A 19,212-nucleotide genomic window follows, 5' to 3' on the forward strand; every position below is an offset into this window, starting at 1 on the left:
CCGCGTCCCCAGCTGACTGCGTGCGGGCCAGTCAAGCGGGTACAAAACTGGACCGCACGCAAACAGCTGCAGGACTGCTACGTTTTGGCATACGAACTACCAGAATTTGCATCTCATAAATAAATCAACGCAAATTAAAAGAGCTGCATGACTTCTTTATTGGAGTTCGTGGTGTTTCTGGCACCGCCGTTACGGCCGGATGCTGATCGACCCTGCGCTTTGTGACTTGCTGGAGCCGTGAGCACAGTTGAACCCATGTAACGTTAGTTATCCTAGCACAAGCTGTTAGTGAAACTGATTTAGGCTGCGTTGGACAACATATCGTTCATTTGACGTGCTTAAGGGGGTTGTTTTGGGATGTTGTTCACATTGATGCAGGTTATTGAGGTATTGGCGGTGATTGGAGACGTTCCTGAAGCCTAAATGGAGCAGCGAGCTGCACTGGTAATTGCGCTTGACTAACAAAGTATGTACAGAGATGGGAAATAAATTGTGCAACTTTTTGTTGGCGTAGGTGGGGTTTGTAGCGCGTGGTGTTTTGGCATGAAAAAGGCCTTCGGAATCCCGAAGGCCTTTTCATTCACGATGGTGGAGACGAGGGGAATCGAACCCCTGACCTCTTGACTGCCAGTCAAGCGCTCTCCCAGCTGAGCTACGCCCCCATGACGAAGAGATACTATAGGGGAATGTTTTGATTGATGCAAGAGGTTTTTGTTGAAACTTTTTCTTACGGGTTTTCCTGGGACGGGGCAAAAATAATCACTCTACGAGCGCTAATTTTTATCCACCGTCCCGATAAAACCCTGATGCAGTAAATACGCTATTGCAGTACCGGTGTGGACTTCGATCTTTGCGGTGGATCTTACTATGTTGCTAATGCCGGTATCGGCCAACAAACCCAGCGGGCTGTGGTCTAGTTCCCATACTAGGCCGTGTTCGCTTACCTTGGTGTTAGGGGCGATGGCGATGATGGAGAAGGTTTTGCCCTCGGCGTTTTCGATGATCCAGGTCTCGTCCTGGTGAAGGATTCTGGCCGTCACTTTATCTTCTTCGATCCAGACTGGGGCGTCATCGTAGCCTGCGAGCAGACCTAGTACGGAAAGCGCCATATCCGGGCGGCCGCCGGTGGCGCAGGTCGCAACCACTTCGGCACCTGGCCAGCGGCGGCGGACCGAATCGAGCGCCAATGCCAGATCGGTATAGTCCTTGTAGGGGTCGTGGCGTTCTACCTCAAAGGCTTCAGCGGCATCAACCAATGCACGACCCACATCGCTCACCGTGTCGGCATCCCCCACATAAACGTCGCAGCCCAGTCCCGCACCCAGCAGCGCGTCGAGTCCGCGGTCCACGGCGACAACACGGTTGCACTCCCCTGCTAGCCTACGCAACAGATCCGCACTCGTCACCACGGGTGAGCCGCAGACCACTAATATCTTGCAAGCCACAGCCCTCGCCTATCCCTCAAACGAAAGCACGCGGGCCAAATCCAGGTCCTCATAGCTATCGATAAAGATGTCGCAGTTGTCGCGAACCTCGTCGCGCTCCATGCGGCCGTGCGGGTCATAAATACCTACGCGCTTAAAGCCGGCGGTGCCAGAGCTCTTAAGGCCAAAGACCGCATCCTCAAACACCCACGCGCGCTCAGACTTGTGCCCATGGCGCTCCTCCAGGCGACGCAGCGCCAGCTCGTACACGTCGGGGAACTGCTTGGAGCGGCCCGCCTCGCCCGTAGTGGTAATAAACTCCATGTAGGCATCGAGCCCGGCGCCAGCAAGGGCGGACTGCACCAACTCGGCCGGCGTGGACGTGGCAACGCACATGGCAATACCGGCCTCCTGCGCCTGCTTCAAAAATGCAATCAGGCCCTCGCGCGGCGGCACCTTGGAGTACCCATCGATCAAAATCTCGCCCAGCTCGCGATACAGCTCCTCGCCATTCGCGCCAATGCCCCACGTGTCGTGGTAAGCCTGGCACTCATCCTCCAGCGACAGGTGCTCAAACTGGGCAAAATCGTCGACCGTCACGTCGACACCGTGCCGGTGCAATAACTCGGGCTGGGCATAAGCCCAAACGGGGGTGCTATTTACCAGCGTGCCGTCGCAATCGAAAATAAAAGCAACCTTGGGAGCGGCGGTATGGGACATAAGCGTACCTTTCGATGTCAAATGGTAAACAAACTGCTAAAAACGTTTTACCAAACGTCAGTCTAACGATTTTGAAACCTTAATTGGTAAAACTGTCAAGAGTTTTACCACGGTAATTCTGCCAGTGGTATAAACATGGCGCTTACCGATTAAACGCCCCCGCAAATCCACTTTCGTTCATAAAACTAACGCACAGGTGTTATCGTAGTTTCTGCCGAAAGTTCCACCGAGCACGCGAGGTGGAACGAATCACAGAAACTTCGCCGTCCCTTCGATTCGTGCAGCCTTGGACCTTTCGCATGTAGTCACCAAGGCAACACGCTGCCGCGTCATGATGGGATCAAACGTGAGCGATACAAAGCTAAAGCCAGCAACCAAAAAGCCTGTTACCCGTAAAGCCGCCCCGCACGCGCCGGAGCTCACCAAGGACGATGTTTATCTGTTTGGCATTGGAATGTGGGAGCGCAGCTGGGAAAAGATGGGCGCGCATCCCGACACGCAGCAGCGCACGCGCGGCTGGCGCTTTTGCGTTTGGGCGCCTGACGTAAAGAGCGTCCATGTCATTGGCGAATTTAACGGCTGGGATGAGGAAGCCAACCCGCTGGTGCCCGTGCATACGAGCGCTATTTGGGAAGGTTTTATTCCTGGCGCCGAGCAGGGCCAGCTCTATAAATACCTCATCGAGACCAACGAGGGCGAAAAGCTCTATAAGGCCGATCCGTACGCCTTTAAGGCCGAGTGCCCTCCGGGTACGGCCAGCGTGCTGTGGACCCTGGACGGCTACAAGTGGAACGACGCCGCGTGGCTCAAGCGCCGCGCCGGCCATAACCACATGTCGCAGCCCCTCAACATCTACGAGGTGCACATTGGCTCTTGGAAGCGCCACGGCGACGCACCCCAGGGCGATCCGGACGAGTACGGCAACTACCCCGGCCCCATGGATCCCTTCCCCGCGCAGCGCGGCGAGTTCTACACCTACGACGATCTGTCGGTAGAGCTCGTGGATTACGTGCGCGACATGGGCTATACGCACATCGAGGTCATGCCGCTCATGGAGCATCCCTTCGATGGCTCCTGGGGCTACCAGACGACCGGCTACTATGCCGCCACGTCGCGCTACGGCAACCCGCAGCAGCTCATGCACTTTGTCGACGCATGCCATAAGGCGGGCATTGGCGTGATCATGGACTGGGTGCCTGGCGGTTTTTGTGCCGACGCCCACGGCCTTGCCACCTTTAACGGCCACATGCTGTTTGAGCACGAGATCCACCCCAACTGGGGCACGCATAAGTTCGACTTCGCCCGCGGCGAGGTCCGTTCGTTCCTGGTCTCCAACGTGCTGTACTGGCTCGAGAACTTCCACGTGGACGGCATTCGCATGGACGGCGTGTCCAGCATGCTGTACCTCAATTTTGGCATCGACGATCCCGGCCAAAAGAAGTTCAACAAGTACGGTACCGAGGAGGACCTGGACGCCAGCGCGTTTATTCGCCAGGTCAACTGTGCCGTGGAGGCTCACTACCCCGACGTGATGATGATGGCCGAGGAGTCCACCGCGTGGCCGCTCGTGACCTATCCGCCGCAGGACGGCGGCCTGGGATTCCACTACAAGTGGGATATGGGCTGGATGAACGACACGCTGCACTACATGCAGACCGATTTTCCGTGGCGCCCCGGCAACCATGGCCTGCTCACGTTCTCCATCATGTACGCCTTTACCGAGAACTTCATTTGCCCGCTGAGCCACGACGAGGTCGTGCACGGCAAGTGCTCGCTCATCGGCCGAATGCCGGGCGACTGGTGGCGCCAGTTTGCCGGCCTGCGCACGCTGGCCTTCTATCAGATGACGCACCCCGGTGCCAAGCTCAACTTTATGGGCAACGAGATCGGCCAGTTTATCGAGTGGCGCTACTACGAGTCCATCCAGTGGTTCCTGACCGAGGAGTACGAGACCCACAAGCATCACCAGGCGTTTATCAAGGCGCTCAACCACCTCTACACCGCTGAGCCCGCCCTGTACGAGCGCGGCTACACCGACGACGGCTTTACCTGGATCGATGCGGACAACTCCAAGCAGTCCATCGTGAGCTTTGTGCGCCAGGGCGAGGACGTCGACGACGACCTGGTGATCCTGATCAACTTTGACCCTGCGAGCTACGAGAGCTTCCGCGTGGGCGTGCCGCGCGAGGGTGACTGGGAGGTCATCTTCGATTCCGACCGTCCCGAGTTTGGCGGTAGTGGATACGCCGGCGAAGAGCCCTACACCTGCTCGAGCGAGCCCTACCCCTGGAACGGGCAGATGGACTCCATCGAGATCAAGGTGCCCGGCCTGGCAGGCGTGGTGCTTAAGCGCCGTGGCCCCAGCAGCTATAAGCCGCCTGTGGTTGAGGAGCCCAAGAAGGCCACGCGTAAGCGCACGTCTTCGGTGAAGCCTAAGCCTGCGGCCGCCAAGAAGGCTCCGGCCAAGGCGAAGGCTACGACGGCTAAAGCTAAGGCTGCAGCAAAGCCTGCTGCCAAGAAGCCGGCTGTCAAAAAGATCGCTACCAAGGCTAAGTCAGCTGCCGCTAAGTCGGCCGCTAAGGACGCGTAACAAAGCCGTTACCACTGTAATTACCCGCCCCTCTGGGGCGTAGGATGTAAGTCATAACCGTTCCGGGAGATATCCCGGGGGAAAGGAACGTATGAATAAGATCTTCGACAACAAGCAGGAGTTCACCGAGCTCTATCGCGATGCCGTCATGAGCATTAGCGGCAAGAGCGTCGAGGCCGCCAGCGACCTGGACCGCTTTAACGCCCTGGCCAAGCTCGTGGCCGAGAAGGCGCGCACCGTTGCCACCAAGAGTGACGCCCGCGCCACCACCGAGGGCAAAAAGCGCGTGTACTACTTCTCGATCGAGTTTTTGATCGGCCGCCTGCTCGACAACTACCTGCTCAACTTTGGCGTGCGCGATATGGTCGCCGAGGCGCTCGACGACATGGGCTTTGACCTGTCCGTCATCGAGAACCAGGAGCCCGATCCGGCACTGGGCAACGGTGGCCTGGGCCGTCTGGCCGCGTGCTTCCTGGATTCCATGGCAGCCGAGGGCATTGCCGGCTACGGCAACGGTATGCGCTACCGCTACGGCCTGTTTAAGCAGGAGATCGTCAACGGCAGCCAGGTCGAGGCCACCGACGAGTGGCTCACCCACGGCTATCCCTGGGAGGTCCGTCGCCAGGACAAGGCCGTGACCATCAAGTTTGGTGGCCATGTAGAGGGCTTTGAGGAGAACGGCCGCACGTTCTACCGCACGGTGGACACGCAGGACATCCTGGCTGTCCCTTATGACATCCCCGTTGTGGGCTATGCCGGCGAGACCGTCAACAAGCTGCGCGTTTGGGCCGCCGAGCCGGTCGAGGAGCACTTTGACCTTGAGGCCTTCAACCGCGGCGACTATGCTCTGGCCGACGCCGAGCGCGCCGAGGCCGAGGCCATCAGCGCCATCCTCTACCCCAACGACGCCGGCGAGCACGGCCGTCTGCTGCGCCTGAAGCAGGAGTACCTGTTTGTCTCGGCCGGCATCTACAGCCTGCTCGACACCTTTGAGAAGGAGCACGGCGCTAACTGGGAGCTGTTGCCGCAGTTTGTGGCCATCCATACCAACGATACCCACCCCGCCATGTGCGGTCCCGAGCTCATGCGCATCCTCATCGACGAGAAGAAGCTCGAGTGGGACGACGCCTGGAACATCGTGACCCAGGTCGTGAGCTACACCAACCACACCATCCTGCCCGAGGCTCTGGAGAAGTGGCCCATCGGCACGTTCTCCAAGCTCCTCCCCCGCGTGTACCAGATTATCGACGAGATCAGCCGTCGTTGGCACGAGTCGTTCGACACCACGCAGGAGGGCTGGCAGGAGCGTCTGCGCCAGACCGCCATTCTGTGGGACGGCGAGATTCGCATGGCCAACCTGTCCGTGATCTGCAGCCACAGCGTCAACGGCGTTGCCAAGATTCACTCCGACATCATCAAGAACATCGTGCTCAAGGACTTCTACGCCCTCACGCCCGAGAAGTTCAACAACAAGACCAACGGCATCTCGCACCGTCGCTTCTTTGCCGAAGCCAACCCCACCTACGCCAAGCTCGTCACCGAGGCCATTGGCGATGGCTGGCTCAAGGACGCCTTTGAGCTGGAGAAGCTCAAGGAGTTTAAGGACGACACCGAGTTCCTGAAGGCCGTGGGTGCTTCCAAGCGCGCCAACAAGGAGCGTCTGGCCGCCTACGTTAAGGCCGAGACCGGTCTGGTCATCGACCCCAACACCGTTTTCGATGTTCAGGTGAAGCGCTTCCACGCCTACAAGCGCCAGCTCATGAACATCATGAAGGTGATGGATATCTACAACCGTCGCATCGCCGATCCCAACTTCCACGTGACGCCGACGACCTTCATCTTTAGCGGCAAGGCCGCCTCAAGCTACACCTTCGCCAAGGAGACCATCCGCCTCATCAACTCCGTCGCCGAGGTCATCAACAACGATGCCCGCGTCAACGAGGTCATGAAGGTCTGCTTTATCCCCAACTTCCGCGTGAGCAACGCCCAGCTCATCTACCCCGCCGCCGAGATCTCTGAGCAGATTTCGACCGCCGGTAAGGAGGCCTCGGGCACGTCCAACATGAAGCTCATGATGAACGGCGCCATTACGCTAGGCACCCTCGACGGCGCCAACATCGAGATCGCCGATCTGGCCGGCCGCGAGAACGAGGCCATCTTTGGCCTGACCGCTCCCGAGGTCGAGCAGCTCTGGGCGTCTAACAGCTACTTTGCGTGGGATACCCTCAACGGCGACCGCGAGCGTCTGGGCCGCGTGATGGACGAGCTAAAGGACAACACCTTTGCGGGGCTTTCGGGCAACTTCGAGAGCATCTACAACGAGCTCATGAACAACAACGACCCCGACCTGGTCATGGCCGATTTCCGCAGCTATGTGGATGCGTGGGAGAAGCTTACTGGCAGCTACGGCGACCAGGAGACCTGGAACCGCAAAGCACTGCTCAACACCGCCTCGAGCGGCTGGTTCTCGAGCGACCGCACCATTCGCGAGTACCGCGACGAGATCTGGCACGCGTAAAGGCGTGCGAGTTCCCTTTGCCAGCACGGCATTACTCGACGGGCGCGACCGAGCGCCGCGCCCGTCGCTAATGGGTTTAGGAACATCGATGACAGAAGGAGAAATCGATGAGTAAGAAAGAATGCATCGCGATGCTCCTCGCAGGAGGACAGGGCAGCCGATTGGGGGCACTTACCCAAAAGATCGCTAAGCCGGCGGTTAGCTTTGGTGGCAAGTTCCGCATTATCGACTTTTCGCTGTCCAACTGCTCCAACTCGGGCATCGACACGGTGGGCGTTCTGACGCAGTATCGCCCCTACCTGCTGCATGCCTATGTGGGATCCGGCGAGGCCTGGGATCTGGACAGCCGTGACGGCGGCGTGTCGATCCTGCCGCCGTACGAGACGCAGACCGGCGGCGCCTGGTATGCGGGCACGGCCGACGCCATTACGCAAAACCTCGACTACATCAAGGCCAACGACCCCAAGTACGTCCTGATTCTTTCCGGCGACCATCTGTATCGCATGGATTACCGCAAGATGCTCAAGACGCACATCGAGAACAACGCCGACCTCACGGTGAGCGTTATGCCCGTGCCGTGGGAGGAGGCCAGCCGCTTTGGCATCCTGACCACCGACCCCGAGGACGGCCGCATCACCAAGTTCACCGAGAAACCCGATAAGCCCGATTCGAACCTCGCGTCCATGGGCATCTACATCTTCTCGGCCGACGTGCTGATCAACGCGCTTGAGGAAGACGCTCTGGACCAGCGTTCGAGCCACGACTTTGGCAAGGACATCATCCCCAAGCTGCTCGGCGAGGACAAGCGCCTGTATAGCTATGAGTTCCACGGCTTCTGGAAGGACGTCGGCACCATCGCCAGCTTCCACGAGACCTCGATGGACCTGCTGGGCAACAACCCCGAGTTCGATCTGTTTGACAAGCACTTCCCCATCATGTCCAACATCACCACGCGTCCGCCGCACTACATTGGCCCTGACGGTCGCCTGGACGACTGCCTGGTCTCCAACGGCTGCAAGATCTACGGCACCGCTCGCCACTCGATCCTTTCGACCGATGTCATCATCGAGGAGCGCGCCGTGGTCGAGGACTCCGTGCTGCTGCCGGGCGCGCACGTTAAGAGCGGTGCGCACATCTGCCGCGCCATTTTGGGCGAGAACTCCACGGTCGAAGAGGGCGTGAAGCTCGGCTCTGTCGATACCACCAAGGATACGGCCGTCGTTGGAAATGACGTCGTTATCGGGAAGGGGGAATGATCCGATGATCAATCGCAAGGCCATCGGTTACATCACCGCTAACTACTCTTCGACCTACGGCAGCGTGCTGCTCAAGGACCGTCCCATCGCGTCCGTCCCGTTTTTGGGCCGCTACCGCCTGATCGACTTTCCGCTGTCCAACATGATGAATGCCGGCATTAAGACCGTCGGCGTCGTCATGCCGGGCAACTACCGCTCGCTGATCGACCACGTGGGCTCGGGCAAGGACTGGGGCCTGGACCGCAAGAAGGGCGGCCTGTTCATGGTGCCCGGCAACGCGTATGGCACCACCAAGGGCGGCATGCGCTTCCTGCTGCGCGACATCATCTCCAACAAGACGCTGTTCCAGCGCTCGGACAAACCCTATGTTGTGATGATGGGCACCAACATCATCTTTAACATGGACCTCAACACCATCATCGAGGCACATGAGAACTCCGGCGCCCAGATGACCGTGGTGTACTGCAAGGCCACGCGCAACGTCGATGACGAGACCAAGCTCGAGATCAACGAGAACGGCCGCCTGACGGGCGTGAGCGCCGGCGTCGTGTACGGTGACAACGCCTCTATGGACTGCTGCATCGTCAACCGCGAGACGCTGCTCGAGATTATCGACCACTACCAGGCCGCCGACTATCTGGACCTGCTCGAGGCACTCCAGGGCGACTTTGGCAATATTGACGTGTGCAGCTACGAGTACAAGGGCGAGGTCGTGGGCGTGTTTAGCGAGAAGTCGCTGTATCGCCGCAGCATGGACCTGCTCGACCAGACCGTGGCCGACCAGCTCTTTGACCCCGAGCGCCCGATCCTGACCAAGGCTCACGACGTGCCGCCTTCGCGCTATGCGACCGGCAGCCACGCGTGCAACTCGATCATCTCGGCCGGCTGCATCATCAAGGGCACCGTGCGCAACTCGATCCTGTCGCGCGGCGTCGTGGTCGAGGAGGGCGCCTCGGTGACCAACTCGATCATCAACCAGAGCTGCATCATCAAGAGCGGCGCCCGTGTTGAGAATGCTATCCTGGACAAGAACAACGTGGTTCCCACCAACACCGAGCTTCGCGGTACGCCCGAGAACATCTTGGTGCTAGGAAAGGCTCCGTTAACTTCCGACACCACCATCGTACGTTAACGTTGGCACCGCAACATCACTCGTAACATGTGAATAGCCGCCCGGTTAGCGCCAGGCGGCTATTCTCGAATTGCAACATGGGAGACAATATGGCAGATTCCAGCAAAAAGATGCAGATCGTGTTTGCCTCGGCCGAGTGCGCACCGTTTGTGAAGACCGGTGGCCTGGGCGACGTGACGGGCTCGCTGCCTGCGGCGCTTGTGCGCGCCGGCGCCGAGGTTATCGTGATGGTGCCCAAGTACGCCACCATCAAAGATGAGTACAAGGCGCAGATGGAGCACTTTGCCGACTTTTACGTGAGCCTGGGCTGGCGCAACGAGTACTGCGGACTCGAGAAGCTCGAGCACGACGGCGTCACCTATATGTTCATCGACAACGAGCGCTACTTTGCGCGCGACTATCCGTACGGCTTCTTTGACGACGGCGAGCGCTTTGCGTTCTTCTCCAAGGCCATCACCGAGAGCCTGCAGCACCTGCCGGCCGGCTTTGAGTGCGACATCCTGCACTGCAATGACTGGCAGACGGCACTGGCGCCTGTGTTCTTGCGCGAGTTCTACCAGGGCCTGCCGCTGTATGACCGCGTCAAGACCGTGTTCTCGATCCACAACGTGGCGTTCCAGGGCCAGTTTAGCGACACCGTGATGGAGGACATCCTGGGCGTGGCGCACATTCCGGCGGCTGCCTCGCAGCTGCGTTGCGACGCCTGCAGCATCAACTACATGCTGGGCGCCCTGCGCTATGCCGACGCCATCACCACGGTGAGCCCCACCTATGCCAACGAGATCCAGACGCCCGAGTTTGGCGAGGGCCTGGACGGCGTACTGCGCGAGCGTTCCTACGCGCTGCAGGGCATTTTGAACGGCATTGACGTTGCGGGCTTTGACCCGGCAACAGACAAGCGAATTGCCGCCAACTACACCATGGAGGACCGTTCCGGCAAGGCCGTGTGCAAGGCCAAGCTGCAGGAGGAACTGGGCCTCGAGGTTCGCGACGACCGTCCGCTCATGGTGATGGTCACGCGCCTGACGCGCCAGAAGGGCATGGATCTGGTCATGTACGCGCTCGACCGCATCCTGTCCGGCGGCGTGCAGGTGGCGGTGCTGGGCACCGGCGACCGCGACTACGAGGACGGCCTGCGCTACTTCCAGGACAAGTACCCCGGCACCATGGCCGCACGCATCGAGTTCGATCCGGCGCTGTCGCAGCGCATGTATGCCGCCGCCGACATGTTCCTGATGCCTTCGAAGTTTGAGCCCTGCGGCCTGTCGCAGATCATCGCCATGCGCTACGGCACGCTGCCCATCGTGCGCGAGACCGGCGGCCTGAAGGACACCGTGCAGCCTTACAACGAGTTTACCGGCGAGGGCACGGGCTTCTCGTTTAGCAACTTTAACGGCGACGAGATGGGCGACGCGGTGTTCCGCGCGGCCCGCCTGTTCTGGGATAACCGCGACGCCTGGAACCAGCTGGTCACGCAGGCTATGAGCCAGGACTTTAGCTGGACGCGCTCTGCCGATAAGTATCTGGACCTGTACTTCTTTATGCATCCGGAGATTGAGAGGCCGGCGGCGGTTGAGGCTGCTGCGCCTGAGACCGAGGTTGCGGCCGAGCCGGAGCCCAAGGCCGAGCCAGTTGTTGAGGCGCCTGCTGCCGTTGAGGAGCCCAAGGCTGAGGCCAAGCCTGCCGCCAAGAAGACCACGACGCATAAGACGACGGCTAAGAAGGCTACGACGACCAAGGCTGCTGCTACCAAGACCGCTTCGGCGACCAAGACTGCTGGCACCAAGACGACCGCTGCCAAGGCTACGACAACGCGCAAGCGCACGACCGCTGCCGCCAAGAAGGCCACCGAAGTTGAGGTCGCTCACGAGGTAATGGCCGAGGCCACGGCTGAGGCTCCTGCCACCGAGGCTAAGCTGGCCGCCAAGGCTCCGGCTAAGACCGCAGCCAAGAAGACGACCGCCGCTAAGACCACCGCTGCCAAGAAGACCACGGCTTCGAAGACAACGACCACCAAGGCCGCTGCAACGAAGGCTGCCCCCAAGGCCGCTGCAAAGCCGACTGCCAAGGTTGAGGAGACAGGCGCCGAGCCCAAGCCCGCTGCCAAGACCACCACGCGCAAGCGCGCCACGACGACGGCCAAGAAGACCACGACCAAGGCCGCTGCCCTCAAGGCAGAAGCCAAGCCCGAGGTCAAGGCCGCCCCGAAGGCCGAGGCCAAGGTTGAGGCAAAGCCCGAGCCCGCCAAGGTGACTCCGGTCTCCCCCGCTGCTCCGGCCGAGGAAAAGGCTCCGTCCAAGAAGACCTCCGTCCGCAAGGCAACGGCCACCCGCAAGCGTCGCTAATTCGGGCGATCCAAAACCCAAACCTCACCAGACAAGGGGGCGTCGTTTAACGCGACGCCCCCTTCTTCTATAGATGCGGTAAAACGATTTTCTAGGACAACCGTTCGCCGATAGTGAACGGCTGTGGTTTAGACAACTAAAGTACAACGATATACTTAAGTACTGTGCGTTAAGCCCATGACCCGCTGGCCATGATTGTATAGAACTGGACCGTACTATGAGATTGATTCACAACAGCCGCCTGCCGCAGTTTCGCAACCCCTTTGGCGCTGTGACCACTGGAACTTCCGTTGCACTCTCAGTGATTCTGGAGGATGCCGACCCCAACCAAGCAACGCTTACCCTGCGCACCTGGGTTGATGGCGTCGGCGAGACCCTGATCCCGATGGAGCACGAAGGCGACGGCATCTTTACCGGCGAGCTCAAGTGCGCCGAGCCCTGCCTTATCTGGTACAGCTTTATCTGCAATATCGAGGGCCAGCCCGAGGTTCGCCTGGGCGCACCACAGGGCCGCACCGGCGGCGAAGGCGTAACCTACGATTACGCCGAGGTGCCGTCATTCCAGGTCACCGTCTACAAGCACCGCGAAGTTCGACCCGAGTGGTACGAGCGCGGTATGGTCTACCAGATCTTCCCCGATCGTTATGCCCGCGACGAGCACTGGCACGAGCGCACGCTGGCCGAGGTCGAAAAGCCGCGTAAGGGCATTCAGCGCCGCATGGTCGAGGACTGGAACGAGCCGCCTGTGTACGAGCGCGCCGAGGACGGCTCCATCAAGACTTGGGACTTCTACGGCGGCTCGCTCAAGGGCATCCAGGAAGACCTGCCTCGCATCGCCGAGCTGGGCTTTACAGCCATCTACCTCAACCCCATTTTTGAAGCCGCGAGCAACCACCGCTACGACACCGCCGATTACACCAAGATCGATCCGATTCTGGGCACCGAGCAGGACTTTACCAAGCTGTGCGAGGCGGCCGAGAAGCTCGGCATTTCCATCATTCTGGACGGTGTGTTCAACCACACGGGCGACGATTCGATCTACTTCAACCGCTACGGCAACTACCCCGGCGTGGGCGCGTGGCAGAGCGAGGATTCGCCGTGGCGCGATGCGTTTTATTTCCACGAGGACGGCTCGTACGACTGCTGGTGGGGCGTGGGCAATATGCCCGCCATCAATGAGAGCTCCGATCTGGTGCGCGAGCGGCTCCTGGGCAAGGACGGCGTCATTCGAAAATGGCTGCGCGCCGGCGCTCACGGCTGGCGCCTGGATGTGGCCGACGAGCTTTCCGATGACTTCCTGACCGAAATCAAAAAGGCCGTGCTCGCCGAGAAGCCCGACGCGCTGCTGCTCGGCGAGGTCTGGGAAGATGCCTCCAACAAGATCAGCTATGGCCACCTGCGTCGTTACCTGCAGGGATCCGAGCTTGACTCGGCTATGGATTATCCTTTCCGCGACATGGTCATCGGCTTTTTGATGGGCTACAAGAACGCCTACCAGGCAGCCGAGGATATCGAAACCCTGCGCGAGAATTATCCGCGCGAGGCCCTGTCTTGCGCACTTAATCTGCTTTCGAGCCACGACCGTCCGCGCATTATCTCGGTGCTCGGCGGCGGCCCCGACGAGTCGCAGCTACCCGAGAGCGAACGCAGCAAATGGCGCCTGGACGAGAACGCGATGGGCCTGGCCAAGAGCCGTTTTTGGCTCGCGACGCTCATGCAGATGACGTTCCCCGGTGTGCCTTCGATTTACTATGGTGACGAGTACGGCCTTGAGGGCCTGACCGATCCGGGTAATCGCCGCACGATGCCGACCAAGGAAGACCTGCACGACTTCGATACGTTCGCGATCGTCAAGAACGCATCTGCTGTGCGCCGCGCACTGCCGTTTATGATCGATGGTGAGATCAAGGCCTTTGCACTCAATGACGAGGTGCTGGCCTACAACCGTACGGGCAAGGACGGCGAGTCTGCGACCGTTGTCATCAACCGCAGCCTGCGCAACTCGCATCGTGTGACCATTCCGGCACTCGGCGAATGTGCGAGCGATGTGATTAGTGGCCACGAATGCGAGATCCACAACGGCACGGTCACGCTCGACTTGTACCCGCTGGGCTCGTCGATCATCTATCACCATGCCGAGCAGCGCCTGCAGGAGCCGCTCGATTACGGTGCGGGTGTTGTGTGCCATATCACATCGGTGCCGACCGACGACGGCATGCCCGGTACGATCGGCGCGCCCACGCGTCGCTTTATCGACCATCTGGCCGCCATGGGCATGCGCTACTGGCAGGTTCTCCCCGTAAACCCCACGGACTTCTTCCGCTCCCCTTACGCCGGTCCTTCGGCCTTTGCAGGCAATATCGACCTGCTACCCGAGAGCCACGAGGAGCTGGCCGCCGACTTTAAAACCTGGAAGGCCCGCGGCGGCGAGGATGCCGATCCGCTGTACACCGCGTTTAAACATCGCAATGCCGATTGGCTCGAGAAATACTGCGTCTACATGGCCGTTAAGAAGTACTTTGAGGGCGAGTCGCGCCATGATTGGCCGGCAGATGTCGCGCGCTACAACGAGTATCTGATCGATGACAAGCGCTTCCACGACGAGGCCGAGCTGCAGGCGTACATGCAGTACCGCTTTGACCTGGCTTGGTGCGAGCTCATGAACTATGCGCACAAGAAGGGCATCGAGGTTATCGGCGATATTCCAATGTACGTGTCCGACGATTCGGCAGACGCGTGGAGCGAACCCGAGAACTTCTGGCTGTCCGATACCGGCAAGGCGATAGAGATTTCCGGTGCGCCGCCCGACAACTTTGCACCCGAGGGCCAGGTGTGGGGCAACCCGACGTTCCGCTGGGACCACATGAAGCAGAACGGCTATAGCTGGTGGATGGATCGCCTGCGCCGCGCGTTTTCGCTCTACGATCGCGTGCGCCTGGATCACTTCCTGGGATTCCACAGCTACTTTAGTATCCCCACGGGCAAGGCTTGCGCCGACGGGCGTTGGCTGGCAGGACCGGGCAAGGACCTGTTCCAGACCGCGTATGACGAGCTGGGTCCGCTCAACTTTATCGCCGAGGACCTGGGCTATTTGACGCCCGGTGTTCGCGCCATGGCTTCGACCTGCGGTTTCCCCGGCATGGACGTGCTGGAGTTTAGCGACTACGACGTTCGTTGCGGCGTGCATCCCACGCCCGGCAAAATTCTGTACACCTCGACGCACGATACGTCGACGTTGGCCGGTTGGTGCACGCGTTCCTTTGCGGGCGGCGACGAGCCGAGCGGTGTTGAGGTGGCAGCCAAGTTGATGAGCGACGCGCTGGCAAGCGACGCTCCCCTGGTGATGATGCCGCTGCAGGATATCCTGGGGCTTGGTGACGACGCACGTATGAACGTGCCGGGTGTGGCCACGGGCAACTGGACCTGGCAGGCTGACGAGGCGGACATTGCAGCCGCCGAGAACAAAACCGCACAGCTCCTGCGCAACAACCATAGATTCTGGGGCGAAGCGTGATAAAACCCCCGATATAGGGTACAGTTACAGACGTTTGAATTTTTGCGGGCAGAGTAATCTGCCCGCTTTGTGCTGAAAAGGAAGTATTATGGCGCGCTACGATTACAAGTGCTCGAGCTGCGGCAACGTGTTTGAGGTTGAGCATCCTATGTCCGAGACCCCCAAGGTCGTGTGCCCGAGCTGCGGCGCTCCGGCCGCCAAGACGTTCTCGGCCAGCGGCATTAAATTTGAGGGCAGCGGTTTCTACAACACCGACCAGCGAAGCGGCGGCTCCAGCACCAGCGCCACAAGCGGCTGCTGCGCCAACTGCCCGCACAGCCACTAGAAACCAAACAGCCCCGCGATCGGCGTTGATCGCGGGGCTGTTTCTTTGCTCTATGGGTAGCTAATCAAGCTACCCAGGTTTCCTTGTGAGTTGCGGTGAAATAAGGACTGTTTGGCGGGCAGAAGCGGCTTTTCAATCCCTATTTCACCGCAACTTAGTAGTTAGTTGCGGACCAGCCTGGCGCAGAAGTGGCCGTCGTAGGAGTCGGCGTTTACGGGGACGCTTTGGAAGAGGCCTCGATCGTTTTGGCGTACGAAAACGAGCTTCTTGGCCTGCTCGAAATCAGGCAGTTGCAGAATCTGTGCCTCGGAGAGAGGCGCCACGGTAAAGCAGGCGCCCTCGGGAGAGGCCAGGAAGGCATCTACGACCTGCGTGTTCTCTTCATCAAATACCGAGCAGGTGGCATAGATAAGTTCACCGCCGGCAGCCACGCGTGCGGCTGCTTCCTTGAGCATCATCAACTGCAGTTTGGGCAACTCGGTCGTAACGTCATTCTCAGTTAGGCGCCACGGGATCTCGGGATGACGACGCATGGTGCCGGTGCCAGAGCACGGCGCATCGATAAAGACCGTATCGAACTTAACCGGCTTGCCAAGCATGGCATCAAACGACGTCAGTACTTCATCAAGCTCGCAGGCATCACCCGAAACCGTACGAACGCCCTGAATACCGGCCTTATGCAGGCGAGCGAGATTCAGATCGCACTTGCGATCATGCAGATCGAGCGCCGTATACTGACGCTCATAGCCCGCACGCTTGGCCTGACACATCATCACATACGTCTTGGTGCCACGACCGGCACCAATCTCAAGGCAGCTTCCAGGGCGCGTGGCTGCCGTGGCGATAAGCTGCGCATTGAGATCAGATGCCACCGCGGCAGCACGCTCAAACACACCCGAAGCAACGGTAACCTGGGCATCAACCGGGGCATGACAACCCGGGAACACGGGTGCCACAAGCTGCGAGATATACGGATCGGGCTTGTTCGCAAAGGCGTTCTCATGCAGAGCCAGAGGCGCGGGGGCCAGATTGCCGGCAAAGTTAAGCGAACCCTCTGGCGTGTCAAACGACGCCATAATACGAGCGCACAGCCAACGCGGAAGACCCATCAGGCGCGACAGACGAACCAGGCGTCGCTCAGACTCATCTACATCGGACGCAGTGGCAAAGTCCTCAACATTGTCCGCAACCTTATGCAGCACGGCATTGGCCAAACCGGCGGCAGACTTAGCTCCGCTGCGCACCAGCTCAACGCCCTGACTCACCGCAACGCGGCCAGGCGTATGCAGATAGAGCATCTCGAAGGCCGAGATACGAAGTGCCATGCGAACACGCGGCGCAACCTTTTTAGGCTTATCGAGAAACTGATCGAGCAGCTCGTCCAAAATACCCTGCGTAGCAGCCACACCCAGCGCCAAGCGGGCGGCAAAAGCGGAATCGCGCTGGTCAATAGCCTTGGCCGATGCGCGAGAGGACAGCACGTCACGCGCATACATGCCGCGGCGATCGGCCTCCATTAGCACATCGAGCGCAAGTTTGCGCGCGGGAGACAGCTTGCTCATGACAAAACACCCCAGATAAGATCGGCGCCTTGCAGCCCAGCAGCCCAAGCAGAAGCGGCCATGGCACGCTTGCCATCGGGCTTAACCTCGAGCAGTTCAACCGCACCATCGGAAAGACCAAGGTAAACACGCTTGGCCTTAATGAGAACCTGACCCTCGCCAAGCGACACATCAGCCGGCGCAGCATCGAGCACGCGCGCGGTCTTGCCGGCAATCACGCAACGAGCAGGCGCGGTATCGGACGAGGCCAGCACATGGCGCACGCAATCGAGCGCAGCCATCTGCGGATCCAGACGCATCTCCAGCTTGGAAATCTTGGCAGCATGAGTGACGAGCGACTCATCCTGCTCAGTCCACACGGCGGTGCCATCGGCAAGAGAAGGAAGCGTATCGGCAAGCAGTTTACCGCCCAGCTTACCAAGCTCCATGGTCAGCGACTCAGCATGCTTACCGGCAACCGACGTGGAAGCCTGAGCACAATAAGCACCAGTATCCACGCCATGTCCAATGCGCATAATGGAAACGCCAGAAACCTCATCACCAGCAAGAATCGCACGCTGAATAGGAGCGGCGCCACGCCAACGAGGCAGCAAAGACGCATGAACATTCACAATACCAAGCGGCGCCATATGCAGCACCTCATCAGGCAAAATGCAACCATAGGCAGCCACACAGAAAATATCAGCCTGCGCAGCCTGAAGCGCCTCAACGACCTCAGGCGTCATGCGATTAGCCTCAACAACCGGCAACCCCAGCTCAAGCGCCTTGGCCTTAACAGGAGACGGCTCCAGCTTCTTACCACGCCCACGAACAGCATCAGGACGAGTAATAACAAGCGCAATCTCGTTCCCAGCCTCAACAAGCGAAACCAAAGAGGGCACCGCAAAATCCGGCGTACCCATAAACACAATACGCATAAAAAATGTCTCCCCTCAACAAGAACCGAGACGGCTACAAACAACAGCGCCAGGCCAAGTCCCAACCAAGACGCCAGATAAATTCAACACGTTCAAATATACCCAAAAACAAAGAAAGGACTGCGTCAAAAGCAGCCCTCCAACAAAGCAATTATCAGCAAAGACGCCCCTCCCTGGCCCGACGGCATCCGGGAGAGACGAGCACGTAAACGCAGTCCCCTTCCGCCGCAGGGCTTAGGTTATTGCTCCACGCGCAGTTCCGCACGAGCCGAAGAGCACTTAATGTGCTCTTCGTGCGAGCAGGACTGTTTGAGCATGGAGCAAAACCTAAGCCCTGCGGCGGAAGGGGACGAACAATCTACTCAGTCTCGCCCGGTCGAGCGCCGCGGGCCAGGGCGTCCTGGTACTCCTTGACTGCCTTGAGCCTCTGCATGGGCTTCAGTCGCTCGAACATGGTATTGCCGTGCAGGTGATCGATCTCGTGCTGCAAGCACACGCAGAACAGGTCGCCCGAGGCCTCGTAGCGAATCAGGTTGGCGTCCAAGTCGTACGCCTCGACGACAACGTGATCGGGACGCTCAATCTCGCAGCTAATGCCAGGGATGGAAAGGCAGCCCTCGCTAAACGGCACCAGATGGTCGCTCTGCTCCACGATCACGGGGTTAATGAGCACGTAGGGGTCATAGTCGCTCTTGTCGCTGTAGTCGCAGTCGATGGTGACGAGCTGAATGAGCTCGCCGATCTGCGGGGCAGCCAGGCCGCAGCCGCCGTTCTCAAACATCATCTTCTTCATCTTCTCGGCAAGCGCCTCGATCGCCGGGGTGATCTCCTCGATGACGGCGCACTCCTGGCGCAGACGAGGGTCGGGCGACAGTACGATTCCGTTGGCTTCCATGGCCATCCTTTCGA

At 59.6% G+C, this 19,212-nt stretch carries 12 protein-coding genes and 1 tRNA gene; 7 read left to right on the forward strand and 6 right to left on the reverse strand.

Going from position 1 to position 19,212, the window contains the following annotated elements; translation table 11 throughout:
* Positions 1-586 precede the first annotated feature (586 nt).
* The 3 genes from DXC52_RS04400 to DXC52_RS04410 all read right to left on the reverse strand — a co-directional run bounded on the left by DXC52_RS04400 (position 587) and on the right by DXC52_RS04410 (position 2,144).
* Positions 587-662 (reverse strand) — tRNA-Ala (locus DXC52_RS04400).
* Between the two features lie 111 nt (positions 663-773).
* A complete protein-coding gene (locus tag DXC52_RS04405) occupies positions 774-1,445 on the reverse strand; it encodes a thiamine diphosphokinase (RefSeq protein ID WP_117746296.1) in 672 nt (223 codons plus the stop codon).
* Between the two features lie 9 nt (positions 1,446-1,454).
* The gene (locus tag DXC52_RS04410; protein WP_117746297.1) at positions 1,455-2,144 is read right to left on the reverse strand and encodes an HAD family phosphatase; all 690 of its coding nucleotides are present in this window, start codon (positions 2,142-2,144) and stop codon (positions 1,455-1,457) included.
* Positions 2,145-2,475: 331 nt separating this feature from the next.
* On the opposite strand from DXC52_RS04410, the gene glgB reads away from it, so the two are divergent.
* From glgB to DXC52_RS04445, 7 genes are all read left to right on the forward strand, one after another.
* Positions 2,476-4,734, forward strand: a complete 2,259-nt coding sequence (gene glgB / locus DXC52_RS04415) for a 1,4-alpha-glucan branching protein GlgB (RefSeq protein ID WP_117746298.1) — start codon at positions 2,476-2,478, stop codon at positions 4,732-4,734.
* A gap of 91 nt (positions 4,735-4,825) precedes the next feature.
* On the forward strand, positions 4,826-7,252 hold the full coding sequence (locus DXC52_RS04420; protein ID WP_117746299.1) for a glycogen/starch/alpha-glucan phosphorylase: 2,427 nt from the start codon (positions 4,826-4,828) through the stop codon (positions 7,250-7,252).
* Positions 7,253-7,359: 107 nt separating this feature from the next.
* Positions 7,360-8,508, forward strand: coding sequence for a glucose-1-phosphate adenylyltransferase (locus DXC52_RS04425; RefSeq protein ID WP_117746300.1), 1,149 nt, complete (start codon positions 7,360-7,362; stop codon positions 8,506-8,508).
* 4 nt (positions 8,509-8,512) lie between these two features.
* The gene (gene glgD, locus DXC52_RS04430) at positions 8,513-9,640 is read left to right on the forward strand and encodes a glucose-1-phosphate adenylyltransferase subunit GlgD (protein WP_117735092.1); all 1,128 of its coding nucleotides are present in this window, start codon (positions 8,513-8,515) and stop codon (positions 9,638-9,640) included.
* 89 nt (positions 9,641-9,729) lie between these two features.
* A complete protein-coding gene (glgA, locus tag DXC52_RS04435; protein ID WP_117746301.1) occupies positions 9,730-11,985 on the forward strand; it encodes a glycogen synthase GlgA in 2,256 nt (751 codons plus the stop codon).
* A 217-nt stretch (positions 11,986-12,202) separates the two neighbouring features.
* Positions 12,203-15,499 carry a 4-alpha-glucanotransferase gene (locus tag DXC52_RS04440; protein ID WP_117746302.1) on the forward strand — a complete coding sequence of 1,099 codons (3,297 nt, stop codon included), beginning with the start codon at positions 12,203-12,205 and terminating at the stop codon, positions 15,497-15,499.
* Positions 15,500-15,587: 88 nt separating this feature from the next.
* The gene (locus DXC52_RS04445) at positions 15,588-15,824 is read left to right on the forward strand and encodes an FmdB family zinc ribbon protein (RefSeq protein WP_117746303.1); all 237 of its coding nucleotides are present in this window, start codon (positions 15,588-15,590) and stop codon (positions 15,822-15,824) included.
* A 161-nt stretch (positions 15,825-15,985) separates the two neighbouring features.
* Here DXC52_RS04445 and DXC52_RS04450 read toward each other — a convergent pair whose 3' ends face one another.
* From DXC52_RS04450 to def, 3 genes are all read right to left on the reverse strand, one after another.
* Positions 15,986-17,386: an RsmB/NOP family class I SAM-dependent RNA methyltransferase gene (locus tag DXC52_RS04450; protein WP_117746304.1), complete on the reverse strand. Its 1,401-nt coding sequence runs from the start codon at positions 17,384-17,386 to the stop codon at positions 15,986-15,988.
* Positions 17,383-18,303 carry a methionyl-tRNA formyltransferase gene (gene fmt / locus DXC52_RS04455; protein WP_117746305.1) on the reverse strand — a complete coding sequence of 307 codons (921 nt, stop codon included), beginning with the start codon at positions 18,301-18,303 and terminating at the stop codon, positions 17,383-17,385. The genes DXC52_RS04450 and fmt overlap by 4 nt, the downstream gene beginning before the upstream one ends.
* Positions 18,304-18,661: 358 nt before the next feature.
* A complete protein-coding gene (def, locus tag DXC52_RS04460) occupies positions 18,662-19,198 on the reverse strand; it encodes a peptide deformylase (protein WP_117746306.1) in 537 nt (178 codons plus the stop codon).
* Positions 19,199-19,212: the final 14 nt, after the last annotated feature.

The sequence above is a fragment of the Collinsella sp. TF05-9AC genome (genome assembly GCF_003438495.1).
Taxonomy (GTDB): domain Bacteria; phylum Actinomycetota; class Coriobacteriia; order Coriobacteriales; family Coriobacteriaceae; genus Collinsella.